Raw genomic sequence first — 23,376 nt, 5'->3', positions numbered from 1 at the left:
GCGGCGGCTCGAACTCGCTTTTTGGCTAACGTGGGCCGTCGCCGGTATCGAAGATGTTGCCGTGGCGGCCTGCGCCTCCGGCGAAACGCGCCGCGCCGGCCACGCCTTCTTCGAAGACGGCCTGATAGCCGCCCGCGCCTTCGCGACGCAGTGCTTCCGCGAAATCATCCAGCATGCTGTTTTCCAGCACGGAGCGGCGATCGGCGAGCAACGCCGCCTGCGGCAACGCGGCGAGCTCCGCCGCCAGCTGTTCGGCTGCCGCGCGTGCCGTGCCTTTGGCTACGACGCGGTTGGCGAGGCCGAAGCTGAGCGCTTCCTGCGCACTCACCGCGCGGCCGGTCAGAATCAGGTCCAGCGCGCGTGACAGTCCGATCAGACGCGGCAGGCGGATCGTGCCGCCGTCGATCAACGGAATTCCGACACGACGGCAGAACACGCCGAGTACGGCGTCGTCTTCGACCACTCTCAGATCGCACATTGCGGCCAATTCCAGACCGCCCGCGACCGCATAGCCCGCAATCGCGGCGACGACCGGCTTGCTGAACCTCATGCGCGTCGGTCCCATCGGACCGGGGCCGCGACCGTCGGCGTGTAGCTCGTTGCGGCGGGTGTCGTCGGCGAGAGCGGTCAGGTCCGCGCCGGCGCAGAAGGTGCCGCCCGCGCCGAACAGCACCGCCGCGCGCCAGGCCGGCTCCGCTTCGAAGCGGGCGAACGCGGCGCTGAGCGCTTGCGCGACAGGACGGTCGACGGCATTGCGACGCGCGGGCCGCTCAAGAACGATCGTGGCGACGCCGATATCCTCATTAGCTTCGATGCGCACGTGGTCATTGAAATTATGCGATGGTTACCATCGTTGTCTCCGTATCGATCCGCGTTACCTGCTCATTCGGGTTTTCGCGCGGTGTGTTCATGCAGCGTAGTTAATACCGTGGCCTGTCATGCTTCTTTCACAATCGGCTCGTAGCTTTAGCGCTCTCCTAACGCGCTGGCGATATTTCGCCGGCTTATCGAGCCTGCCTTTGCCCTTGTCCAATTCATCGTCAACCGCCGCGCCGGCTTGTGCCGAGACGGTCTGGACCGTGCCGCTGCAAGAGCATTCATGGTACGACCATGTGCGCCTGAAACGCGTCTTCGTCACGGATGGCACGCGCCATCAGGTCGTGCTCGTCGACGTGCGCAAGCTGCTCGTGTGCGCCGATCGCGACAACACCGATTATGTTTTGAAGCCGGTCGCCGAATGGCATTCCGGCAAGGTGCGCGGCATTCGCGAGTTTCTCGATCCGGAGAACCCGCGCATTCCGCAGATGCCGTACGTGACGATCTCGACGCGTCGCGGGCCGGGTCTGCTCGGCTGGTTCGGGCTGGAGCGCGAGGGCGTGGTGGCCTTCCGCAATGGCCAGCATCGCGCGCGCTATCTGGCCGACGCGGGCGCGCGCTGGTTTCCGGTGGAAGTGCACGAGCGCGAAGCGATGTTGCTGCGTGAGCTTTGCGGCGCGGCAGACGACGCGCGCACGGCGGTCCGCGCGACGCCGCTGAACGGCAGCGGCGGAGTTTAAGCGGGCGTGCGCATGGCGATCTACGCGCGACTTCGCTGAACCACAGCGGCGGTGCCTAAGGTATCGGCGCTTAACGGGCGGGCGCACGCTGGTCTGCGCGACTTCGCTGAACAGCAGTAGCGGCGTTTAAGCGGGCGCGCGCAAAGCGATCCAAGCGACACCGCAAAACACCAGCAGTGGAATCTAAACCGCCGCGCGCACCACGTTGCGCGGCGTGCCGGCCTGCCACGCCGCGACGTTCGCGAGCGTGGTCTGCGCGATCTCGCTCATCGCCTCGCGGGTGAAGAACGCCTGGTGCGCGGTGACGATCACGTTCGGGAACATCAGCAGGCGCGCCAGCACGTCATCCTGCAAGGGCAGGTTCGAGTGGTCCTCGAAGAACAGGCCGCCTTCTTCTTCATAGACGTCGAGCCCGAGGTGGCCGAGCTGGCCGTCCTTCAACGCGCCGATCAATGCATTGCTTTCGACGAGACCGCCGCGGCCCGTGTTGATCAGCATCGCGCCGCGCTTCATCTTCGCGAGCGCGGCGGCGTCGATCAGGTGGTACGTGCCCGTCACCAGCGGGCAATGCAGGCTGACGACGTCGGACTCGGCGAGCAGCGTGTCGAGCGGCACATAGCGGGCGCCGAGCGCGAGCAGGTCGTCGGCGGGCGTGCCGGGATCGTGCGCCAGCACCTGCATGCCGAAGCCCGCCATGATGCGGCCGAACACACGACCGATCATGCCGGTGCCGATCACGCCCACGGTCTTGCCGTGAAGATCGAAGCCGAGCAGTCCATGCAGTGAAAAGTCGCCTTCGCGCGTGCGTGCGGCGGCGCGCGGCAAACGCCGGTTCAGCGCCAGGATCAAGCCGACCGCATGCTCGGCCACGGCGTGCGGCGAGTAGGCGGGCACCCGCGCGACGGTGATGCCGAGGCGTTCGGCCGCGGCCAGATCGACGTGATTGAAGCCCGCCGAGCGCAGCGCGATCATGCGCGTGCCGCCGGCATGGAGCCGCTCCAGTACCGCCGCATCGACGCTGTCGTTGACGAACGGGCACACCACTTCATAGCCTTGGGCGAGGACGGCGGTCTCGCTGTCGAGGTGCGATTCCTGGAAATGCAGCTCATAGCAGTGTGACGCATTGGCTTCGCTGAACGTGTCGCTGTCGTACTGGCGGCTGCTGAAAAGAATCATGCGCATGTCGGACTCCGAAGATGGCGTGCCAATGCTAAAGATCATTTTTTGCGAAGATGAATTGGCCAGGAGTTGAAAATAATATTGACAGCTTCGCCGAACTACAATATTTATTAAAAAAGCAGTCTTAAGAAAGCATGTTCACTCATGCTGTAATAATTGGCCATCAGCAGACTAAGTCTTTTTCACGGCGTTGGGCTACTTCGCGAGGAAAGAGTGACTGTCGAGCTATCGAAAATCCGTTCCACCGCCACGGACGCCGTTGCAATGCGGCATCTCCCCTTGGACGCGATTCGCGTCATTCAATTGCCATAAATTGTGTTTTCACTCAGTCGCTATGCCGGTTGAGTAATGTGGCGCGACATACTGGGTGAAAATGAATTCATTGGTATTTGGGGAATGAATCTTTCGGCATCCTGCCAATCAACCCAAAAATCGGCGAGCCAACATGATCGGTGAATTGCTGAGATCTCAACCCGAGATCGCGCTGTTCGCAAGCCTTGCAATCGGATATTTCATTGGCTCGTTCCGCATCGGACCCATTCAGCTGGGCGGCGTGTGCGGCACGTTGATCGTCGCGTTGCTATTGGGCCAGACAGGCGCACGCCTCGCTCCCGATCTGAAGAACATCGCGTTCGCGTTGTTCATCTTCGCGCTGGGCTTCACCGGCGGATCGCAGTTCTTCGCCAATGTCGGGCGCGGCTGGCGCTACGGTCTGCTGTCGGTGGTCGAGATCGTTTCCGTGCTGGCGCTGATCATGATCGCCGTGGTCGTCATGCGGCTCGACGCCGGCACGGCGGCCGGTCTACTGGCCGGCGCGGCGACGGAGTCGGCCGTGATCGGCACGGCGTCCGAGGCGATTTCCAAGCTCGGCTTCAGCGATTCCGAAACGCTGCGCTTGCAGGCCAACATCGTGACCGCGTACAGCGTGAGCTACCTGTTCGGCCTGATCACCATCGTGCTCTTCACCAGCCAGTTCGCGCCGCTGCTGTTGCGCGTCAATCTGCGCGACGAAGCCGAGCGCGTGTGGCGCAAGCTCGGTGGCGACGGCGCGTATGGCGAGGGTCAGCGCGCTGCCGCGCCGGCGCTCGTGGGCCGCGCGTTCGAAGTCGGCGCGGCGGCCGGCACGACGATCCGGGCATTCGAACAGCAGTACGGCTTCAACCTGACGGTCGAGCGGGTCCGGCGCAATGGCGCGGAGGTGCCCGCCGAACCGCAACTCACGCTCACGCGAGGCGACGTCATTCTGGTGGGCGGGCGGCGCGAAGCGATCGTGGCGGCCGCCGCAGGTCTCGGTGCCGAAGTGGACGGCGCGGACTTCGGCCAGGTGATGGCCGAGAAGCTCGACGTCGTGCTGACACGCCGCGACCTGCACGGCCTGACGGTCGCGCAGGTGCGCGAGCAGGCGGCGCCCGAAAACGGCCGCGGCGTCTACATCGCGGCGGTCACGCGACTCGAGACCACAGTGCCCGCGCTGCCCGGCACCGAACTCAATCGCGGCGACGTGCTCACGCTGGTGGGCGGCAAGGCGGATGTCCTGCGCGGCGCGAAGCGTCTGGGCTACGTGGTCGCGGCCACGCAGAAGACCGACTTCGTTTATCTGGGGCTCGGCGTGCTGGTCGGCATGGCGATCGGTCATCTCGGCGGGCGGGTCGGCGGCGTGTCGATCGCGCTCGGCACGGGCGGTGGCTGTCTGCTGTCGGGGCTGCTGTTCGGCTGGATCCGTTCGCGTTATCCGGTGATCGGCTCGCTGCCTTCGGCGGCGGCGCAAATCCTCAAGGACTTCGGCCTCGCCACTTTCATCGCCGCGGTGGGTTTGTCGGCGGGACCGGACGCCATCAAGCTGGTGCGCGAGTACGGACTCGCATTGCCGGTGGCCGGGATTCTGATGGTGCTCGTGCCCGGTCTGCTGTCGCTCTGGATCGGCCGCATGTTTCTCAAGCTCGAGGCGCCCATGCTGCTCGGCGCGATCGCAGGCCAGCAATGCAGCACGCCAGCGATCAGCGCACTGGTGGGCGTTACCGGCAACTCCACCCCGGTGATCGGCTACACGATCACGTATGCACTCTCGAACATTCTGTTGCCGCTAATGGGGCCGGTGGTAGTCGGCCTCGCCGGGAAATTCCACTAGGCGGCCAGATGTGCCGGGCGTGGCAAGCCATGCCACGTTTGGCCGATGCAGCAGACGGCACGCGCGGCGCGACACGATTGCGCCTCGCCTGCGCGGGCAGCAACCAGTACTCAGTATCGCAAACTATCCAGCGAGGGCACGATGGACTGGCTACATCATATTTTTCAGAAATCTCCGGAGATGGCGCTATTTCTGTCGCTCGCGGCCGGGTACTTCATCGGACAGATCAACTTCGGCAAGTTTCAGTTGGGCGGCGTGGGCGGCTCGCTGCTGGCTGCGGTGGTGATCAGTCAGGCGGGCGTGACGATCGACAACGGCGTGAAGTCGGTCATGTTCGCCGTCTTCATCTACGCGGTCGGCTACGACTCCGGCCCGGGCTTCTTCAACTCGCTGAACCGCAAGACGCTGCGTGAGATTGCCATGGCCGTGTTTCTGGCGGTCACCGCGCTGATCACCGTGGTGGTGTGCGCGAAGCTGTTCCACCTCAACAAGGGGCTCGCCGCCGGACTCGCGGGCGGCGCGCTGACGCAATCGGCGATTATCGGCACGGCGGGCGACGCGATTGCGCGTCTCGGCCTGCCCGCCGATCAGGTCAAGTCGTTGCAATCGGACGTGGCGATCGCCTACGCGGTGACCTATGTGTTCGGCTCGTTGGGCGCGATCATCGTGTGCGTGAATATCCTGCCCAAATTCATGGGCCAAAGTTTGCGCGATGCCTCGCTCGAAGTGGAACGCGAACTGACCGCGGGTGCGACGGCCACCGGGCCGGGGCAACTCTCCGCGCTGCCCGAGATGGTCGGCCGCGCGTACACGATCGATGTCAGCGCAGGGAAAACGGTGAAAGCCGTCGAGACGCAGCATCGAGACCTGTTGACGATCGAGCGGATCAAGCGTGACGGCCAGCCGCTCGACCCGGCGCCCGATCTGGTGCTGAAACCCAACGACGTGGTGCTCGTGGTGGGGCGCCGCGAGGCCGTGGTCGAATTCGGCGCGGCCGGCGGCGAGGTTGCCGCCGTCGAAGATGTCGGCGTCGTCATGCAGACACGCGAAGGCGTGTTCACGCGCAAGGGCATGAACCACACGACGATCGCCGCCGCGCGGCAAGTGGTGGATCGCGATATGCGGCACGGCGTCTACATCCAGAGTATTTCGCGTGCCGGTCAGCCACTGCCGGTACTGCCGGAAACCATCCTGGAGCACGGCGACGTCATCACTTTCTACGGTTCGCCGAAAGACACCAAGCGCGCCGTCGAAGCGGCCGGCTACGAGCTGCCGTACACCAACAAGACCGACTTCATCTACATGGGCGTCGGCCTCGTACTCGGTCTGCTGATCGGGCTGATCGTCGTCGACGTCGCCGGCATTCCGCTCACGCTCGGCTCGGGCGGCGGCTGCCTGCTGGCCGGGTTGCTGTTCGGCTGGATGCGCGGCAAGTATCCGATGTATGGCGTGATGCCGACGGCGGCCTCGCAACTGCTGAAGGACTTCGGCCTCGCGGCCTTCGTGGCGGTGGTCGGTTTGAACTCCGGCCTGCAGGCGGTAGTCACCGTCAAACAGAGCGGCTTGACGATCTTCCTGCTCGGCGTGTTCGTCACGTTGTTTCCGTTGTTGCTCACCATGCTGTTCGGCCGCTACGTGCTGAAGTACAACAACGCGGCCATTCTCGCGGGGGCGCTGACCGGCTCGCGCAGTGCGAATCCCGCCTTCGGCGGCGTGCTCGACAAGGCGGAAAGCTCCGTGCCGACCGTGCCGTTCGCGATCACGTACGCGATCGCGAACGTCGCGTTGACACTGCTCGGCCCGCTCGTGGTCGGGCTCGTGTAGCGCGCGTCTATCGATCTCTGTTACGCCGGCGCTAACCGGGCGATCGTTCGCCGCGCCGGCATCTTTCACCAGGCTCATTGGAGAACGCATCATGGCAAAAGAGAAGGGCGACAAGAAACGTGCGGATATGGCGCAACCGGGCATGTCGGCGCTGAGCCCGTTCGAGTTGAAGGACGAACTGATCAAGGCCGCCGGCGGCAGCGCCGTGGAACGACCCGCCAATGCGTCGATGCTCAACGCCGGGCGCGGCAACCCGAATTTTCTCGCGACGATTCCGCGCCACGGCTTCTGGCAACTCGGTCTCTTTGCGATGCGCGAGTCGGAGCGCTCGTTCGCCTACATGCCTGAGGGCGTGGGCGGCTTTCCGCGGCACGACGGCCTCGAAGAGCGCTTCGATCTATTCCTGCGCGAGAACAAGGGCGTGGCCGGCATCGACTTTCTGCGCGGTGCGGTGTCGTACGTGCGCGATCAGCTGGGTTACTCGGCCGGCGACTTTCTCTACGAAATGTGCGAGGGCATTCTCGCCTCAAACTACCCGGTGCCGGACCGCATGCTGAAGCTGTCCGAACTGATCGTCGGGCAGTATCTGCGTAAGGAGATGATCGGCGACCATCCTTTTGTCGGCGAATTCGACATATTCGCGGTGGAAGGCGGCACGGCCGCGATGACGTATATCTTCAACACGCTGCGCGAGAATCACCTGATCAAGGCGGGTGACACGATCGCGCTCGGCATGCCGATCTTCACGCCCTACATCGAGATTCCGCGCCTGAACGACTACCGGTTGAACGTCGTCAATCTCGAAGCCGACGTGGCCAATGGCTGGCAGTATTCGAAGAAGGAACTCGACAAGCTGCGCGATCCGAAGGTGAAGGCGTTCTTTCTCGTGAACCCGAGCAATCCGCCTTCGGTGAAGATCAATGACGAAAGCCTTCAATACATTGCCGAGATCGTCAAGGAACGGCCCGATCTGATCCTGCTGACCGACGACGTGTACGGCACCTTTGCCGACGACTTCGTCTCGTTGTTCGCGCTCGCGCCGAAGAACACCATTCTCGTGTATTCGTACTCGAAATATTTCGGTGCGACCGGCTGGCGCCTCGGCACGATCGCGACGCATCGCGACAACGTGCTTGACAGGCTGATCGCCGAGTTGCCGAAAGACACGAAGAAGCAGTTGCACGAGCGCTACGAATCGATCACGACGGAGCCGGACAAGCTCAAGTTCATCGACCGGCTGGTGGCCGACAGCCGCACGGTCGCGCTGAATCACACCGCGGGTCTGTCGACGCCGCAGCAGGTGCAGATGGTGCTGTTTTCGCTGTTCTCGCTGATGGACACGCCGGACGCCTACAAGAACGCGTTGAAGCGTTTGATTCGCAAGCGCAAGCAGGCGCTTTACGAAGAGGTCGGCATTTCCTTCGAGGACGACGATCCGAATCAGGTCGACTACTACACGATTCTCGACGTCGAATTCCTCGGCGAGCGGATGTTCGGGCGTGAGTTCGTCGATTGGCTGCTGAAGAACACGCAGCCATCCGAAATGCTGTTCCGCCTTGCTCGCGAGGCGCGGGTCGTGCTGCTGCCGGGCCTTGGCTTCGGCACGCAGCATCCGTCGGGGCGCGTGTCGTTGGCGAACCTGAACGAAGCCGACTACCGGCAGATCGGGCGCGCGTTGCGCAAGCTGATCGAGGAGTATGTCGAGCGTTTCAACGCGGCGACCGGCAAGAAACTCGACAAGACCACGGTGAAATGACGGCTTTGTCGACGGTGTCGTGGCGTCACGCATAGTCAAAAAACTTGCGCAACTGCGCGGATCGGTGAATGATCGAACACGCGGCCTCGCCAGCGTCCATGCTGGCGGGGCCGTTTGCTCCTTCGCGTCCTGACATTCACGTACCGATCATCATGCCGACTTCATCATTCACATCCGCCTCTTTTGCAGTGCCCTGTCCGGTTGTCGAGTCGCTCGACGCCATTCTTCCCGAAGAGCCGCTCCTGATGATGGGTGCCGGCCCCGTGCCGATTCCCGCGGCCGTGGCGAAGGCCAATGCGATCGTGATCAATCACCTGGGCGCAACGATGGTGAAGGTGATTGGGCAGGTGAAGTCGATGGCGCGCTATGTGTTCCAGACGAATTCGAAATGGGTGCTGGGTGTGGCCGGACCCGGCTCGGCCGCGATGGAGATGGCGATCTCGAACCTGGCGTGGGAAGGCACGCGGGTGCTGTCCATCAAGAACGGCTTCTTCAGCGAACGGATGGCGGAGATGGGCCGGCGCGTCGGCGCGCGGGTGAGCACGCTCGATGTTGCCGACCGGACGGTGGCGAGCCTCGAAGAGATTGCCGAGGCGATCCGGCGCGAGCGGCCTGAGATCGTGACGGTGGTGCAGGGCGAGACGTCCAATACGGTGTGGAATTATCGGCTGAAGGAAATTGCCGCGTTGGCGAAAGCGGCCGGCGCGCTGGTGATCGTCGATGCGGTTTGCACGTTGAGCACGATGCCGTTGGAAATGGATGCCTGGGGGATCGATGCGGTGATTACGGGTGGGCAGAAGGGGTTGTCGTCGATTCCGGGCGTGTCGTTGATTGCGTTTTCAGATGCGGCGTGGGAGAGGGTTAAGGGGCGCACGGCGCCGAATGCGCATTGGTGTCTGGATGCGACGCTTGCTGAGAATTTTTGGCATAACGCGGGGTATCACTATACGGCGCCTGTTTCTGGGGTTCTGGCTTTGCATGAGGCTTTGCGGTTGGTGTGTGCCGAGACGCTCGAGAAGCGGTTTGCTCGGCATTTGAGGTGTTCGCTGGCGTTGCAGGATGGGGTTGTGGCGATGGGGCTTCGGTTGTATGCGCCGGAGGCTTGTCGGTTGAATTCGGTTGTGGGGATTGAGGTGCCTGATCGGTTTAGTCCTGCGGATGTTTGTGCGCATATTTCGCGGATGCATCAGGTGGAGATTTCGGGGTCGTTTGGGTTGCCGATTGTTCGCGTCGGGCAGATGGGGGAGCAGTGTCGGGAACATAATCTTTTTCGTACTGTGCATGCGCTCGGGCGGACTATGGTTGATCTTGGGGTTAAGGTGGATTTGCCGGCGGGGGTTGCGGCTTTGGAGAGAGGGTTGTCGGGGGGGAGGTGATCGGGTTTTTTGCCTGCTCGGCGGTGGTTGTTTGTTGGTGGTGGTTTTGGGGGTGTTGGCCTGTCCTTGCTGGCTTTGTGGTCTATTAGCGTTGCCCCTGTGCGGGGCGGCACCTACTTTCTTTGCCGCGGCAAAGAAAGTAGGCAAAGAAAGCCGCTTTGAACCGCTAGCTCATAAGCGGGTCCCCCGCACAGTCACGGTAGTGGCGCATCTGGAATCTGTGTCCTCGCACATTCGGCCTTCGTGACAAGGCCGTCATACTTCCCGCCTCGCGCTTCGCGCTCGCCGGAAGGGCTGTTCAAAACCGGTGTTTTTAGTTGGGTGAGTGGGGGCCGTCGGCTTCGCCGAACCTGTCCGTATTTTTGTGGGCGAGGCGGTTAGCGGAATTAACCGCGTGCCTGAGTAAAACGCTCACCAAACAGAATAGCGAACTGATTCATGGCGCTCGACCAGTCGAATGCCGTTCGCACGGACTTGTTGAGCACATTGCGCAGCGCCAGCCAGAGCAACTTGATGGCGGCCTCGTCGTTGGGGAAGTGGCCGCGGGTCTTGATGATCTTGCGTAGTTGCATGTTCAGACTCTCAATGGCGTTCGTGGTGTACACCACCCGGCGTATGTCGGGCGGAAACACGAAGAACGGCGTGACGTTCTCCCACGCCCGTCGCCACGACTGCACGATGGTCGGGTACTTCGCGCCCCATGGCCCTTCGGCAAAGGCCTCCAGGGCCTGCTGCGCGGCCTGTTCGTTCGCGGCGGCGTAGACCGGACGCAGCGCTGCGGCGACGCTTTTGCGATCCTTGTAGCTGGCGTATTCCAGGCTGTTGCGGATCAGGTGCACGATGCAGGTCTGCACGGCCGTGCGCGGGTACGCCGTGCCGATCGCCTCGGCCAGCCCCTTCAGGCCGTCGACCACCGCGATCAGGATGTCCTGGCAGCCCCGGGTCTTCAGTTCGTTGAACACCTTCAGCCAGAACTTCGCACCTTCGGTCTGCTCGATCCACAGGCCGAGCACGTCGCGCTGACCGTCGGCCTGGATGCCCAGCGCCAGATACACTGCCTTGTTGCTCACCACGCCGTCGCCACGGATCTTCACGCGCAGCGCGTCGAAGAACACCACCGGATACATCGGCTCGAGCGGACGGCTCTGCCAGGCGAGCGTTTCGGCCATGACTTCGTCGGTGACCGAGCTGATGAAGTCGGGGGAGACCTCGGTGCTGTAGCTTTCGGCCAGAAACGCCTGAATCTCGCGCACGCTCATGCCCCGGGCGTACATCGCGATAATGCGCTCGTCGAAGCCCGTGAATCGGCGCTCGTGTTTGGGAATCAGGATCGGCTCGAAGCTGCCATCGCGGTCGCGCGGCAGATCGACCCTGACCGGGCCGCGCTCGGTGATCACCGTCTTGCCGCTGGCGCCGTTGCGCTCGTTGGTCTGCTCAGAGGGCCTGGGCTGGCCGGGCCGGTAGCCCAGATGCATGCTCATCTCGGCGCCCATCGCCCGCTCGATCAGTGCCTTGTTGAACGCCAGCATCAGGTCCTGAACCTCGGCGGGCGTCATCGGGCCCTTCACCAGTTCATCGAGCAGCGCTTCTGGCAGTGCAGGCAGCGGCCCGCGGGCCGCTGCCTGCGAGGCGACAGTGCGTCTCTTCTTCATGATTGGCATATCCATGATCTTCATCCTTCATGATATGCCTCGGCCCGCTTCGCCTCGGCGATGGCGTTCGGCCGGTGTGTTTCAGTACGCTCTGCGCGCCGAACGCCTCTTGCGTTTCAGCAGGACCGCGGCGGCCCATCATCAATTTTTGCGCGGTCGGGCTGTCGGCTTCGCCTTGGCGGTGGCGCTCGGCCGGTGAGGTTCAATACGCTCCGCGTCAAACGCGCCTCTCATTTCAGCACAACGGGGTTGGCCCATGTCTATTCGTTTGCGCCGAAGGCCCACCGGCTTCGGCTCGCGCAGGTCGCACAGACGGTAAGGTTCAACGTGCTCCGCGCACCAAACGTGGCTCGCACTTCAGCAGGGCAACGTCGGCCCATAAATGCCCGCTGATTGTTGAAGGCAACTGGACACATCTCGCCTCTCAGAAATGTCGTCACGCATGACTCGGTCATGCATCTCGCTAATCGGATTGGGCACACGTTTCGCGAATCATTCGCTGCGGTTTCTGCGGAAGTTTCTTCTGCGGCGTAGTCTTTTGCTCTGGCAGATTATTGGGCAATTTCGGAATTGGTTGCCGCGTACGCGTTTTAGCTCGTTCGGGTGATCGCTCGCAACGCGATATGTTTAAACTCGTTTTGTCGTGTACTTCACGACAACAGGTTTCGCAGCCTGCCTCACACAGAACTCGCATGCTTGCACTAGCAAGTGCGCGGCTGCCTTTGCACGCCTGATCACAATGGGCGGGCCTTGGCGGGGGAGCCCTACGGCTCGCCGGTTCTTGGTTCTGTGTGCCGGTCTGCGAATCCCGTCAATGTGCCCGCTCACCACCGTGCAAGCGCGTGGTGAGCGATCGAGACAAGTTTAGGGAGATCGCGCCATGAGTAAATCTGTCAAACGTTCACGGACCACAACGCGGCCGCCCGTTGACGCGGTTCAATACGAGAAACTGGCGCTGTCCGCATTCGGATTGATCGAACGGCAATTAAGCCAATTAGAAAAATTGGCGACGCTTGTGGCCTCGATAGTTAGGAGTCCGGCTGTGACAATGGAGGAGAGACATCGCCAGCGACGATTGCTGGAACTGTTGCTCGACACAGTCGAGGACTACCAATACGAAGTCGAGACTGACCGTGAGCTATATCAGGTCATTGCGCTGGACGCGAGGGGAGTGGTGCAAAGCCGGATCACAGCGCGCCATGCAGCGAAGGTTCTTGCCAAAGCGACGCGGAGGGCATCCGAAACCCGAGAAGACCGTAACGAAACGCAAGCCAAGCACCGCGAACCAGCACGATTCAAAACGATCGCTCGAACGAGAGCGACTGCGCATTGAGAGTCACGGAACACTGCCGGACCGGACCGGACCGGACCGGACCGGACCGGACCGGACCGGACCGGACCGGAGTCAGGGCTAGGGCTAGGGCTAGGGCTAGGGCTAGGGCCAAGGGCCAAGGGCCGGAAGCCGACCGTTCCGGCGAGCGCGGAGCGCGAGGCGGGAGGTATGACGGCCTTGTCACTGAGGCCGAATGCGCGAGAATCCCGATTCCAGATGGACCACTACCGCGGCTGTGCGGGGGACCCGCTTATGAGCTGGCGGTTCAAAGCGGCTTTCTTTGCCTACTTTCTTTGCCGCGGCAAAGAAAGTAGGTGCCGCCCCGCACAGGGGCAACGCTAATAGACCACTAACAAATCACGGAAAGGCCAACCCCCGAAGATCACAAAAAGCCTAAACACCAAGCACCAAAAAAACCTCAAAGCGCCGCAGGCAAATTATTAACCTTAGCATTCCGAAGATAAAGAAGAGTAGACAGCCCAACACCCGCAGCAGCGGCAACCGCCGCAAAAAGAAACACCGACCCATACCCAAACTCGCCAGCGATATACCCGGCCAACGGCCCAGTAATCCCCAACGAGAGATCGAGAAACACCGAATAAGCCGACAAAGCCGCCCCACGACTAGCCGGCGGCACAAGCCCAACCGCCTCGACCCCAAGAGCCGGAAACACCAAAGCAAACCCAAACCCGGTCAAAGCCGCGCCAGCAAGCGCAACATGAGGCTCAGGCGCCAGCCACAACATCAACAACCCGGCGCATTCAAACGAAAACGAAGCAATCGCGACCCGAAACCCGCCATAAGTCTTGATCGTATTGGCAAACAGCAACCGCGCCCCGATAAACAGCGTCCCAAACACCGTCAACGACAGCGCCGCATTCGGCCAATGCTTCGCCGCATAAAACAGCGTAATGAAAGTCGCGATCGACCCAAACCCGGCCGACCCGAGCGCCAACCCAATCCCATGCGGCAACACGCGAGTGAAAACACTGCGGTACGACATCCGCTCGCCATGCACGATCGGCACCGGCGCGATCGGACGAGCAAGATAAAACCCGAGCGCCGCCAGCAGAATCACCAGAATCCCCAATGCGGCAAACCCAACCGTGTGTTCAATCGCCACGCCCAGCGGCGCACCGATCGCCAGCGCGCCATACGTCGCGATACCGTTCCACGAGATCACCCGCGCATTGTTGCTCGTGCCCACCCGGCCGATCCCCCACAGAATCGCACCCGTGCCGCACAAGCTCTCGCCGAATCCCAACACGAGCCGGCTGCAGACCAGCAGCCCCAGGCTCAGCACGGGCCAGCGCCCGCACAGCACAGCCAGCAACAGCAAAACCCCGCTCGCGCCACACCCCATCAAACCAATCGTCACCGTCCGCTTCGGCCCCAACGTGTCCGCGGAACGGCCAGCCAGCGGCCGCGACGCCAGCGTCGCCAGATACTGCACGCTGATGGCGGCACCAGCCAGCACGGCGCTGTAACCGAGGTCGTCGTGGACGTAGCCCGGCAACACCGCAAGCGGAATTCCGATCGTCAGATAGCAAAGAAACGTGAAAAAGACGACCGGAATGATCTGCATGGTCGTCGCAAATTCGCTGCGAGGTGTCGCTGAGTCGGTGGACATGGGGAAAACGAGACTTGAATTCGGCGGGAAGGCTTGATTTTCCCATGGAACCGGTTTTCTTGCAGGATTTGCTTAATAATTCATCCGACAAAAATCGCTTTCCGGAACCCTATAGTGGTCCATTTTCGACCCGACGGCGCCTGTTTTCTCAGCAAGTCCGCTCGGAACGCGCTCGCTCAGATTGGTCTTTTATCCGTATAAAAGATCAAAATACGGCAAAAATCTCATCTCACCATAAGTCAACCGCCCCTCAAACCTATCTCGATATCGTTTTGCGGATATGTCCCGCATGCGATCGCCGCTATGGGTTGTATTTATTGACGGTGATAGTTTTCGAACCATCCCTGCTGCACGTCCCACGGACACAGAACATTCGAGAGTAACGAGACATGACTGAGCCGATTCGCTTCTATCACCGCAACGCGATCCGTGAGATCAAGGACGCGCCCGTCACCCGCACCGTGCTGCAGTATCTGCGCGAGGACGCGCATTGCACGGGCACGAAGGAAGGCTGCGCCGAAGGCGACTGCGGCGCGTGCACGGTCGTGATCGGCGAGCGCAACGAAGCGGGCGGCGTCGACTTCAAGGCGGTCAACGCCTGCATTCAGTTCGTGCCGACGCTCGACGGCAAGGCGCTCTTCACCGTCGAAGACCTGCGCCAGCCGGACGGGTCGCTCCATCCCGTGCAGGAAGCGATGGTCGAATGTCACGGCTCGCAGTGCGGCTTCTGCACGCCAGGCTTCGTCATGTCGATGTGGTCGCTCTATGAAAAGCACGGTCACGAGCACAGCTGCGCGAACAAGACGGTGCCGTCGCGCGAGGCGATCAGCAACGCGCTGACGGGCAACCTGTGCCGCTGCACGGGCTACCGTCCGATCGTCGACGCGGCGGTGCGCATGTTCGAAGCGCCCGCGCCGAAAGCGCCGGTCAATGTCGAGGCGCTCGCCACCACGCTCGCCACGCTCGAGCGCAAGGACACCTTCCACTACCAGCACGCCGGCCAGCAGTTCGACGCGCCGCGCACGGTCGAAGCACTCGCCAGGATCAAGGAAGTCGAACCGGCCGCGCGCATTCTCGCCGGCAGCACGGACATCGGCCTGTGGGTCACCAAGCAGATGCGCGAGTTGGGCAATATCGTCTACGTGGGACAGATCGCCGAACTGCAGAAGCTCGAGACCAACGACGAATGGATCGAGATCGGCTCGGGCGTCAGCGTCGAAAAAGCCTATGCGGAGATCGCGAAGCAATATCCCGAACTGATTGAAATGTGGCAACGCTTCGCGTCGCTGCCGATTCGCAATGCCGGCACGCTCGGCGGCAATATCGCCAACGGCTCGCCGATCGGAGATTCGATGCCCGGCCTGATCGCGCTCGGCGCACGTGTGATCGTTCGCGGCGGCGAGATCGAGCGCGAGATGCCGCTCGAGGACCTGTACCTCGCGTATCAGAAGAAGGACATGGCGGAGCATGAGTTCGTCGTCGGCCTGAAAGTGCCGACGCGCACCGGCGTGCGTCGGAACCTGCAATTCCGCACCTACAAACTGTCGAAGCGTTTCGATTCGGATATCTCGGCGGTGTGTGCCGCGTTCGCGTTCATCGCCGACGGCAACCTGATCCGCGAGCCGCGTATCGCGTTCGGCGGCATGGCCGCCACGTCCAAGCGTGCGACCCACGCGGAAGCCGTGCTGCGCGACGCCGAATGGCACGAAGCCACCGCGCAGGCCGCGATGCTCGCGCTCGGCAACGACTACGCGCCGCTGTCGGACATGCGAGCGACCAGCAACTATCGCCTCGAATCGGCGAAGAACACGTTGTACCGCTTCTGGCTCGAAACGCGTCCGAACAACCCGCTGCCGAAGAGCGCGCTGGATGTGCGCGCGGTCGCTGCGGCCTGCGCACCGGTCGGCGCCTGAGACGACGAAAGGATACGGAGAACACAACAATGAATCAGCATGCCGAACCGTTTCTGAAAGACCTTCAGGATCTCGAGGACTTCACCCAGGTCCACATCTCGCGTCCGCACGAGTCCGCGCATCTGCACGTAAGCGGCCGAGCTACCTATACAGACGACATTCCGACGCTCGCCGGCACGCTCCACGCAGCACTCGGCCTGTCGACGAAAGCGCACGCGAAGATCGTCTCGATGTCGCTCGACAAGGTGCGCGCCACGCCGGGCGTGGTCGCCATCTTCACCGCTGACGATATCCCGGGCGTGAACGACGTCGGCCCGATCATTCACGGCGACGACCCGATTCTCGCCGACGGCCTCGTGCAGTACGTCGGCCAGCCGATCTTCATCGTGGTCGCGACCTCGCATGAAACGGCGCGTCTCGCGGCACGCCGCGCGGAAATCGTCTACGAAGAATTGCCGGCGATTCTCACCGCGCAGCAGGCGCGCGCCGCGAACCAGCACGTGCTGCCGCCGATGAAACTCGCGCGCGGCGAAGCCGGCAACAAGATCGCCCGCGCCGCGCGTCGCGAGGCCGGCGAGATGCTGCTCGGCGGTCAGGAGCAGTTCTATCTGGAAGGCCAGATTTCGTACGCGGTGCCGAAGGACGACGACGGCATGCACGTCTACTGTTCGACGCAGCATCCGACCGAAATGCAGCACATGGTCGCGCACGCGTTGGGCGTGGCGTCGCACAACGTGCTGATCGAATGCCGCAGGATGGGCGGCGGATTCGGCGGCAAGGAATCGCAATCGGGTCTGTTCGCGTGCTGCGCGGCGCTCGCCGCATGGAAGCTGCTGTGCCCGGTGAAACTGCGTCCGGACCGCGACGACGACATGATGGTCACGGGCAAGCGCCACGATTTCCACTACACGTACGAAGTCGGCTACGACGACAAGGGCGTGATCGACGGCGTCACGGTCGACATGACCTCGCGCTGCGGTTTTTCCGCCGACCTGTCCGGTCCGGTGATGACGCGCGCGCTGTGCCACTTCGACAACGCTTACTGGCTCTCGGATGTCACGATCGACGGCTTCTGCGGCAAGACCAACACGCAGTCGAACACGGCGTTCCGCGGCTTCGGCGGCCCGCAAGGCGCGTTCGCGATCGAATACATCATGGACAACGTGGCGCGCTCGGTGGGCGAGGATTCGCTCGACGTGCGCCGCCGCAATCTGTACGGCAAGACCGAGCGTAACCAGACGCCGTATGGCCAGATCGTCGAAGACAATGTGATTCACGAACTGATCGACGAACTCGAAGCAACGAGTGAATACCGCGCGCGGCGCGCCGCGATCAACGAGTTCAACGCGAACAACGAAATACTGAAGAAGGGCATGGCGCTCACGCCGGTCAAGTTCGGTATCGCGTTCAACGTGACCCACTTCAACCAGGCCGGCGCGCTCGTGCACATCTACACCGACGGCTCGGTGCTGGTGAATCACGGCGGCACCGAAATGGGCCAGGGCTTGAACACGAAGGTCGCGCAGGTCGTCGCGCATGAACTGGGCATCGGCTTCAACCGCATTCGCGTCACCGCGACCGACACCAGCAAAATCGCCAACACGTCGGCGACGGCGGCCTCGACGGGCTCCGATCTGAACGGCAAGGCCGCACAGGACGCCGCGCGCCAGTTGCGCGAACGCCTGTCGGCGTTTGCCGCCGAGCGCTTCGGCGCAGGGCAGGTGAGCGTGTCGGAAGTGCGCTTCGTGCACGACCGGGTCGTGGTCGGCGAAATCGTCGTGCCATTTGAAGAAGTCATCGCAAAGGCTTACGTCGCGCGTATTCAGCTCTGGTCGGACGGGTTCTACGCGACGCCCAAGCTCTACTGGGATCAATCGAAGCTGCAAGGCCGGCCGTTTTACTACTATTCGTACGGCGCGGCGGTGTCGGAAGTGGTGATCGACACGTTGACCGGCGAAATGCGCGTGCTGCGCGCGGACGCATTGCACGACGTGGGCGCCTCGCTGAATCCGGCGCTCGATGTCGGCCAGGTGGAAGGCGCGTTCATTCAGGGCATGGGCTGGCTCACGACCGAAGAACTGTGGTGGAACGCGGGCGGCAAGCTGATGACGCATGCGCCGTCCACCTACAAGATTCCGACCGTCAACGATACGCCGCCCGACTTCCGCGTGCGCCTCTTCAAGAACCGCAATGCGGAGGACAGCATCCATCGTTCGAAGGCGACCGGCGAGCCGCCGCTGCTGCTGCCGTTCTCAGTGTTCTTCGCGGTGCGCGACGCGGTGTCGGCAGTGGGCAACCACAAGGTCAATCCGCCGCTGAATGCACCCGCGACCAGCGAGGAAATCCTCAAGGCGGTCGGCGCGGTGCGTGCCGCCACCGCGGCGGCTCGGCAGTAAGCGGATCGATAAGCGAGGCAATAAGCGGACCGATAAGCGCATCAATCAGCGGACCGCAATAGGCGCGGCAATGAGCCGGGGCAGCAACGCGTGGACAACACACTCACTGGAATTGGAATGATCGCCATGAACGATTTTTCGTCCGTTCAGATCGGCCGGCGCAGCGGCGTGCAAACGCCGCGTCCGGCGCCGATGCATATCGTGCTGTTCGGCGCGGGGCACGTCGGGCATGCACTGATCAAGCTGCTCGGCAGCTTGCCGTGCGTGGTCCAGTGGGTCGACGAGCGCGACGAACTGTTCCCCGACGAAACGCCGGCCAACGTGCAGGTCGAAGCCACCGACACGCCGGATGCGATCGTCGACACGGCGCCGCCCGGCGCCTATTTTCTGGTGATGACGCACAACCACGCGCTCGATTTCTCGCTGGCCGCGCGCATCATGCGGCGGCGCGATTTCACCTACTTCGGCATGATCGGTTCGAAGACGAAGCGCGTGAAATTCGAGCGCCGTTTGCTCGATCGCGGCGTGGATCTGGACCGGCTGGTGGAGATGACGTGTCCGATCGGCGTGGCCGGTATCGTCGACAAGGCGCCTGCGGCGATCGCCGTGGCGGTATGCGCGGAGTTGCTGCAGATCCGTTCGCGGCAGGTCGTGGCGCAAGTGGCAACGCAGAAGCTCTGCGCGGCTGTTTGATGGGCGGAAATCAGCCGGCCGGGACGGTGCGCTCAAGCAGCGCCCCAGCAGCGCACAAGCAACGCACAGGCAACGCACAGGCAACGCATGAGCAGCGTCCTGTGAACCGCAAACAACCTTAAACGTCAGCCCGTCGCGGCTGACGTTTCCTTTTTCGGCGTCCGTTTTGCGCGCCGCACCTTCTGCGCGACCAGCCCGTCCGACACGTGGGACATCAGCGCACGCAGCCAGCCCACATCGCTCGGTCGATCCGGCTGCGGATGCCAGAGCTGGTAGCACTTGATGCGCGGAAACGGAATCGGCACGTCGACCACCGCGAGCGGCAGCATGTCCGCGTAGTGCATCGCGAAACGGCGTGTCGTCGTGAAGATCAGATCGGATTGCAGCAGCGTCTGCGGCACCAGGCCGAAGTAGGGCAGCGTGGCGACGATGCGGCGCTCGGCGCGAGCCCGCGTGAAGCCCATGTCGATCGCGCCGCTGCTCGCCCCGCTATACGGTGTCGGTGCGAGATGCGGCGCGGCGAGATACGCTTCGCGCGTAAGCGGCATGCGCGTGAGCGGATGATCGGCGCGCATCATACATACGACCGTATCGGAGAACAGGTCGCTGCGCTCGAAGCGCGGGTCGGGCTTCGGCCAGTTGCCGATCACCAGATCGAGTTCGCCGGCGTCGAGCGCGGCGGAATGATCGAGCATCGGACTCAGCGAATCGATTTCGAGCCGCGCGTGCGGCGCCGCCTCGCGAAATTGCGCGATCACGGTCGGCATGAAGAAGTCGTTCAGATAATCCGGCGCGGCCACGCGAAAGGTGCGGCGCGAGCGGCCGGGATCGAAGTCGCCATGCGGCGTCGCGACAAAATCGACTTCGCGCAGTACGCGTTGCGCGGAGGCGAGCAGCGATTCGCCGTATTCGGTGGGCACCATGCCCGACTTGCCGCGCACCAGAATCGGGTCGTTCAGCGTCTCGCGCAGTTTGCGCAGCGCGGTGCTGATAGCCGGCTGGGTCTGATTCAGACGCAGCGCGGTCTGCGTGACGCTGCGCTCGACCAGCAGCGTGCGCAGCACGCGCACGAGCCAGATATCGAGGGAGGCGGCGGTGTCGTCCATGATTTAAGCGAGGCGGGGCAAGCGGACCGGATCCGATGAAGCGTCGTACGGCGTCGCCTGCGAGAGCGGGGCGCCAACGCGCACGAAGCAAAGGTCATAACCTTAGGCCTGTTTGCGGTGTAGCGGCATAGCAGGCAAGGTATGGCCGGCATCAGCAGGGCTGTTTTACCGCGACGAACCGGCGAAAGCGCCGTGGGACGCGCCTCGCGTCCGCTTCAGGCTTACGTCTCGCCTACGTCTGCTGGTCCACGAGCCCCGACGGCAGCGTACTGATGCGTTTGACTTCTTTCGATTCGAGCCAGTTCGGCGTGCGCGCGCAGTACAGCACCATGGGCAGCGCATCTTCGCCCCAGAACAACTGATCGTTCAGACGGAAGGTCGGCACACCGTAGACACCCAGGCCGATCGCATCCGCCGTGTTGCGCTGCAATTGCGCTTTCACTTCCGGGCTCTTGATGAGTTCCGGGCCGTCGGGCACACCGACGCGCTCGCACAATTCGGCAAAGGCCACGTCCGTCGACGGATCGCGGCCTTCACGCCAGATGAAGCGGAAAATCTCGCGCACGAAATTGACGTCGCCGTTCGCCGCGGTGGCGAGCAACAGCGGCTTCGTGGAATCGAACGGATGGGCGGGCGGCATCTTGTACGGAATGCCGAGCTGCTCCGCGCGAAACAGCGCGTGCCGGTACATGAAGGTGCGTTTGGAGGGCACACCGTAAGCCGGCCGCTGTCCCCAGTGACGGTAGAGGTCGTTCAGCACGACCGGCGTCAAGACGAAGTCGAAGCCCGGCCATTTGTCGTGCTGCTCGAGCAACAGGTACGTGAACGGCGAGACAAAGTCGTAAAACCACAGCGGTTGTCTGGCGTCGATGCCAACGGTCATAAATGTCTCCCGGATTGCTGTTCCGAACGGCCCGTCTCGCGGACCGACGAAATTGTAATGATCTTACGCGGAGCAGCCGCGGCTTGCATCCGTCAATATGGTTTCGCGGCGTCGTCGCTGGGCGTTTCGCCGATCTCGGCCGCTTCATTCGCGGCGGACGGACTGGAAGGACTAGATGGATTGGGTGGTGCTAACGCCGCGCCTGCTTCGCCATGTTCTCCAGTTTTGCCTGCTTCTCCGGCTTCTTGTGCTTCACCGCGCCCGTTATCGACGCCCGGCGCTTCATCCGCGGCGCCGTCGCGTTGCGCGTCGCGAGCCTGCGTGAGCCGCGCGCGCACGAAGCCGATGTGCTCGCGCAGCACGTAGAACTGATCCGCATAGGCCAGCGGCATCTTCAGACCGTTGACGGATTCCTCGATCGCGTCGAGCCGTTCGAGCAGCGACGCGCGTTCGGTGGGCGAATGGTCGCTGAGGGCGCTGCGCTCGATCGCGATCAGCGCGCCGTACCAGCGGTAAATGCGCGATTTCACCCGCCATGCATACAGCGACGGCACGAGACGCAAGGCCGGCACGAGCAACACGATCAGAGGCACCACGACCACCAGCAGCCGGTCGGCGAGACTCGCGAGCCAGAACGGCAGGATCCGGTAGAGGAAGCTCTTGCCCGACTTGTAGTAGCGGGCGGCGTCGTCGCTGATGGGGAAGTCGTGCGCGAGCGGCGCGGGAAACTCGCCGGCGCGCTGCAGGATGTTCGCCTTGCCGTGCACCTCGCGCGCGGCTTCGATCAACAGGTCGGATAGCGCGGGGTGCAGCGAGTCGCGCGCCACCAGTTCGACGGTCGGCGCCACCATATGAATCGGCGCGGACGGCAGGTTCTTGCCGAGGTCGAACGCGCCCATCGGCATCATGAGTTGTGTCAGATAGGGAAAGCGGCGCGTGTAGGCGTCGGCCTGCGAGAAATCGTAGAACTGCACGTTCGGCGTGCGGTAGAGCTTGCCCATCACCGCCGGTTGCGCCGAATCGCCGGCGAGGAACGCCGCGTCGACCTTGCCGGAGACGAGGGCGTCGGCGGCGTCGTCTCCCGAGAGCGGCAGCAGTTTGGTTGCGCCGCCCGGCACGATGCCGTTGGCCTTGAGCAGCGCGAGCGCCAGTTCGCGCGTGCCGCTGCCTTCCGCGCCGACAGCAAGCCGCTCGCCCTTGAACTCGGAGAGGCGCGTGATAGTCGGGCCGTGATAGAAGATCGCCAGCGGCACATAGGCCACGCTGCCGAGCGACATCAGACCGTTGGACGCGGAGCCGGGCGCGACGCCGTCCTGCACGAAGCCGACATCCACGTTCGAGTTCGGATCCGACAGGCGCTTGAGATTCTGCAGCGAGCCCTCCGAGGACAGCACGTTCAGCGTGATGCGGTTGCGCGCCAGAATCTCCTTGTACTTCTGGGCGGCATTCCAGAAGGTGCTGCCTTCCGGGCCGGCGCTGATCGTCAACGTGCTGGGCGGCGCGGGCTGAATCAGACGCACGGCGACCCAGATCGCGACGGCGGCGATCAGCAGGATCGGCCCGAACGAGACGGCGAGATCGCGCCAGGAGATCGCGACGAATCGGGCGACGAGACGGGGAGGGCTTTTGCGGCCGGTGGCTGGCTTCATCGGATGACGTGACGGCTACGGTCGAAAGTGAACAGGGGCGGCGCTCTGCGGCGCGCGAACCGGGGTGAAGCGCTCACGCCGCGCCACGCCGGCTGCCGCGAATGGCGCGCGAGCCACGCGGCAGCGCGCGTCGCGCCGATGGTACCTGAGATTCGCCGCACGGCGGCACGCATGGCCGCCGCGCTCACCGACAAAGCCGTAACAAATCGTGAACGGCGTGTGACACCGCTGCGGGTAACGCGATTCAGCCCTCGCGTATGACTAAACCCTTTGCGCTTCTGGCCCGGCTAGATTAAATTGTG

Annotated in this window: 16 protein-coding genes; 9 read left to right on the top strand and 7 right to left on the bottom strand. The window is 63.1% G+C overall.

The window, feature by feature from the left end; translation table 11 throughout:
- Positions 1-25: 25 nt before the first annotated feature.
- Positions 26-820: a crotonase/enoyl-CoA hydratase family protein gene (locus BLW71_RS12775; RefSeq protein ID WP_091796633.1), complete on the bottom strand. Its 795-nt coding sequence runs from the start codon at positions 818-820 to the stop codon at positions 26-28.
- Between the two features lie 118 nt (positions 821-938).
- Between BLW71_RS12775 and BLW71_RS12770 the strand changes: the two genes are divergently transcribed.
- Positions 939-1,556 carry a plasmid fertility inhibition factor family protein gene (locus BLW71_RS12770; protein WP_091796632.1) on the top strand — a complete coding sequence of 206 codons (618 nt, stop codon included), beginning with the start codon at positions 939-941 and terminating at the stop codon, positions 1,554-1,556.
- Positions 1,557-1,739: 183 nt separating this feature from the next.
- Here BLW71_RS12770 and BLW71_RS12765 read toward each other — a convergent pair whose 3' ends face one another.
- The gene (locus BLW71_RS12765; RefSeq protein ID WP_091796631.1) at positions 1,740-2,738 is read right to left on the bottom strand and encodes a 2-hydroxyacid dehydrogenase; all 999 of its coding nucleotides are present in this window, start codon (positions 2,736-2,738) and stop codon (positions 1,740-1,742) included.
- A gap of 442 nt (positions 2,739-3,180) precedes the next feature.
- Between BLW71_RS12765 and aspT (BLW71_RS12760) the strand changes: the two genes are divergently transcribed.
- The 4 genes from aspT (BLW71_RS12760) to BLW71_RS12745 all read left to right on the top strand — a co-directional run bounded on the left by aspT (BLW71_RS12760) (position 3,181) and on the right by BLW71_RS12745 (position 9,819).
- The gene (gene aspT, locus BLW71_RS12760; protein ID WP_091796630.1) at positions 3,181-4,863 is read left to right on the top strand and encodes an aspartate-alanine antiporter; all 1,683 of its coding nucleotides are present in this window, start codon (positions 3,181-3,183) and stop codon (positions 4,861-4,863) included.
- 141 nt (positions 4,864-5,004) lie between these two features.
- Positions 5,005-6,687, top strand: a complete 1,683-nt coding sequence (gene aspT, locus BLW71_RS12755) for an aspartate-alanine antiporter (protein ID WP_091796629.1) — start codon at positions 5,005-5,007, stop codon at positions 6,685-6,687.
- A gap of 91 nt (positions 6,688-6,778) precedes the next feature.
- A complete protein-coding gene (locus BLW71_RS12750; protein WP_091796628.1) occupies positions 6,779-8,443 on the top strand; it encodes a bifunctional aspartate transaminase/aspartate 4-decarboxylase in 1,665 nt (554 codons plus the stop codon).
- 152 nt (positions 8,444-8,595) lie between these two features.
- Complete coding sequence (locus BLW71_RS12745; RefSeq protein ID WP_091800780.1) at positions 8,596-9,819, top strand: pyridoxal-phosphate-dependent aminotransferase family protein; 1,224 nt, start codon at positions 8,596-8,598, stop codon at positions 9,817-9,819.
- A 386-nt stretch (positions 9,820-10,205) separates the two neighbouring features.
- Here the strand turns inward: BLW71_RS12745 and BLW71_RS12740 are convergent, their stop codons facing one another.
- Positions 10,206-11,480 carry an IS256 family transposase gene (locus BLW71_RS12740; RefSeq protein WP_143048384.1) on the bottom strand — a complete coding sequence of 425 codons (1,275 nt, stop codon included), beginning with the start codon at positions 11,478-11,480 and terminating at the stop codon, positions 10,206-10,208.
- 871 nt (positions 11,481-12,351) lie between these two features.
- Between BLW71_RS12740 and BLW71_RS12730 the strand changes: the two genes are divergently transcribed.
- Positions 12,352-12,804 carry a hypothetical protein gene (locus BLW71_RS12730; RefSeq protein WP_091796626.1) on the top strand — a complete coding sequence of 151 codons (453 nt, stop codon included), beginning with the start codon at positions 12,352-12,354 and terminating at the stop codon, positions 12,802-12,804.
- Positions 12,805-13,222: 418 nt separating this feature from the next.
- On the opposite strand, the gene BLW71_RS12725 is transcribed toward BLW71_RS12730, so the two are convergent.
- Positions 13,223-14,434 carry an MFS transporter gene (locus BLW71_RS12725; protein ID WP_091796625.1) on the bottom strand — a complete coding sequence of 404 codons (1,212 nt, stop codon included), beginning with the start codon at positions 14,432-14,434 and terminating at the stop codon, positions 13,223-13,225.
- Positions 14,435-14,823: 389 nt separating this feature from the next.
- Here BLW71_RS12725 and xdhA point away from each other — a divergent pair, with 389 nt between their 5' ends.
- From xdhA to xdhC, 3 genes are all read left to right on the top strand, one after another.
- On the top strand, positions 14,824-16,347 hold the full coding sequence (gene xdhA, locus BLW71_RS12720) for a xanthine dehydrogenase small subunit (RefSeq protein WP_091796624.1): 1,524 nt from the start codon (positions 14,824-14,826) through the stop codon (positions 16,345-16,347).
- A gap of 29 nt (positions 16,348-16,376) precedes the next feature.
- Positions 16,377-18,743 carry a xanthine dehydrogenase molybdopterin binding subunit gene (gene xdhB / locus BLW71_RS12715; RefSeq protein WP_091796623.1) on the top strand — a complete coding sequence of 789 codons (2,367 nt, stop codon included), beginning with the start codon at positions 16,377-16,379 and terminating at the stop codon, positions 18,741-18,743.
- A 126-nt stretch (positions 18,744-18,869) separates the two neighbouring features.
- On the top strand, positions 18,870-19,436 hold the full coding sequence (xdhC, locus tag BLW71_RS12710) for a xanthine dehydrogenase accessory protein XdhC (protein WP_091800777.1): 567 nt from the start codon (positions 18,870-18,872) through the stop codon (positions 19,434-19,436).
- A 125-nt stretch (positions 19,437-19,561) separates the two neighbouring features.
- On the opposite strand, the gene BLW71_RS12705 is transcribed toward xdhC, so the two are convergent.
- The 3 genes from BLW71_RS12705 to BLW71_RS12695 form a co-directional block, all read right to left on the bottom strand.
- A complete protein-coding gene (locus tag BLW71_RS12705; RefSeq protein ID WP_091796622.1) occupies positions 19,562-20,542 on the bottom strand; it encodes a LysR substrate-binding domain-containing protein in 981 nt (326 codons plus the stop codon).
- 232 nt (positions 20,543-20,774) lie between these two features.
- A complete protein-coding gene (locus tag BLW71_RS12700; RefSeq protein WP_091796621.1) occupies positions 20,775-21,425 on the bottom strand; it encodes a 2-hydroxychromene-2-carboxylate isomerase in 651 nt (216 codons plus the stop codon).
- Between the two features lie 92 nt (positions 21,426-21,517).
- On the bottom strand, positions 21,518-23,074 hold the full coding sequence (locus BLW71_RS12695; RefSeq protein WP_091796620.1) for a TAXI family TRAP transporter solute-binding subunit: 1,557 nt from the start codon (positions 23,072-23,074) through the stop codon (positions 21,518-21,520).
- Between the last annotated feature and the right edge of the window lie 302 nt (positions 23,075-23,376).

Origin of the sequence: Burkholderia sp. WP9 (genome assembly GCF_900104795.1) — a bacterium.
Classification (GTDB): Bacteria; Pseudomonadota; Gammaproteobacteria; order Burkholderiales; family Burkholderiaceae; genus Paraburkholderia.
This window is presented reverse-complemented; position numbering and strand designations above follow the sequence as displayed.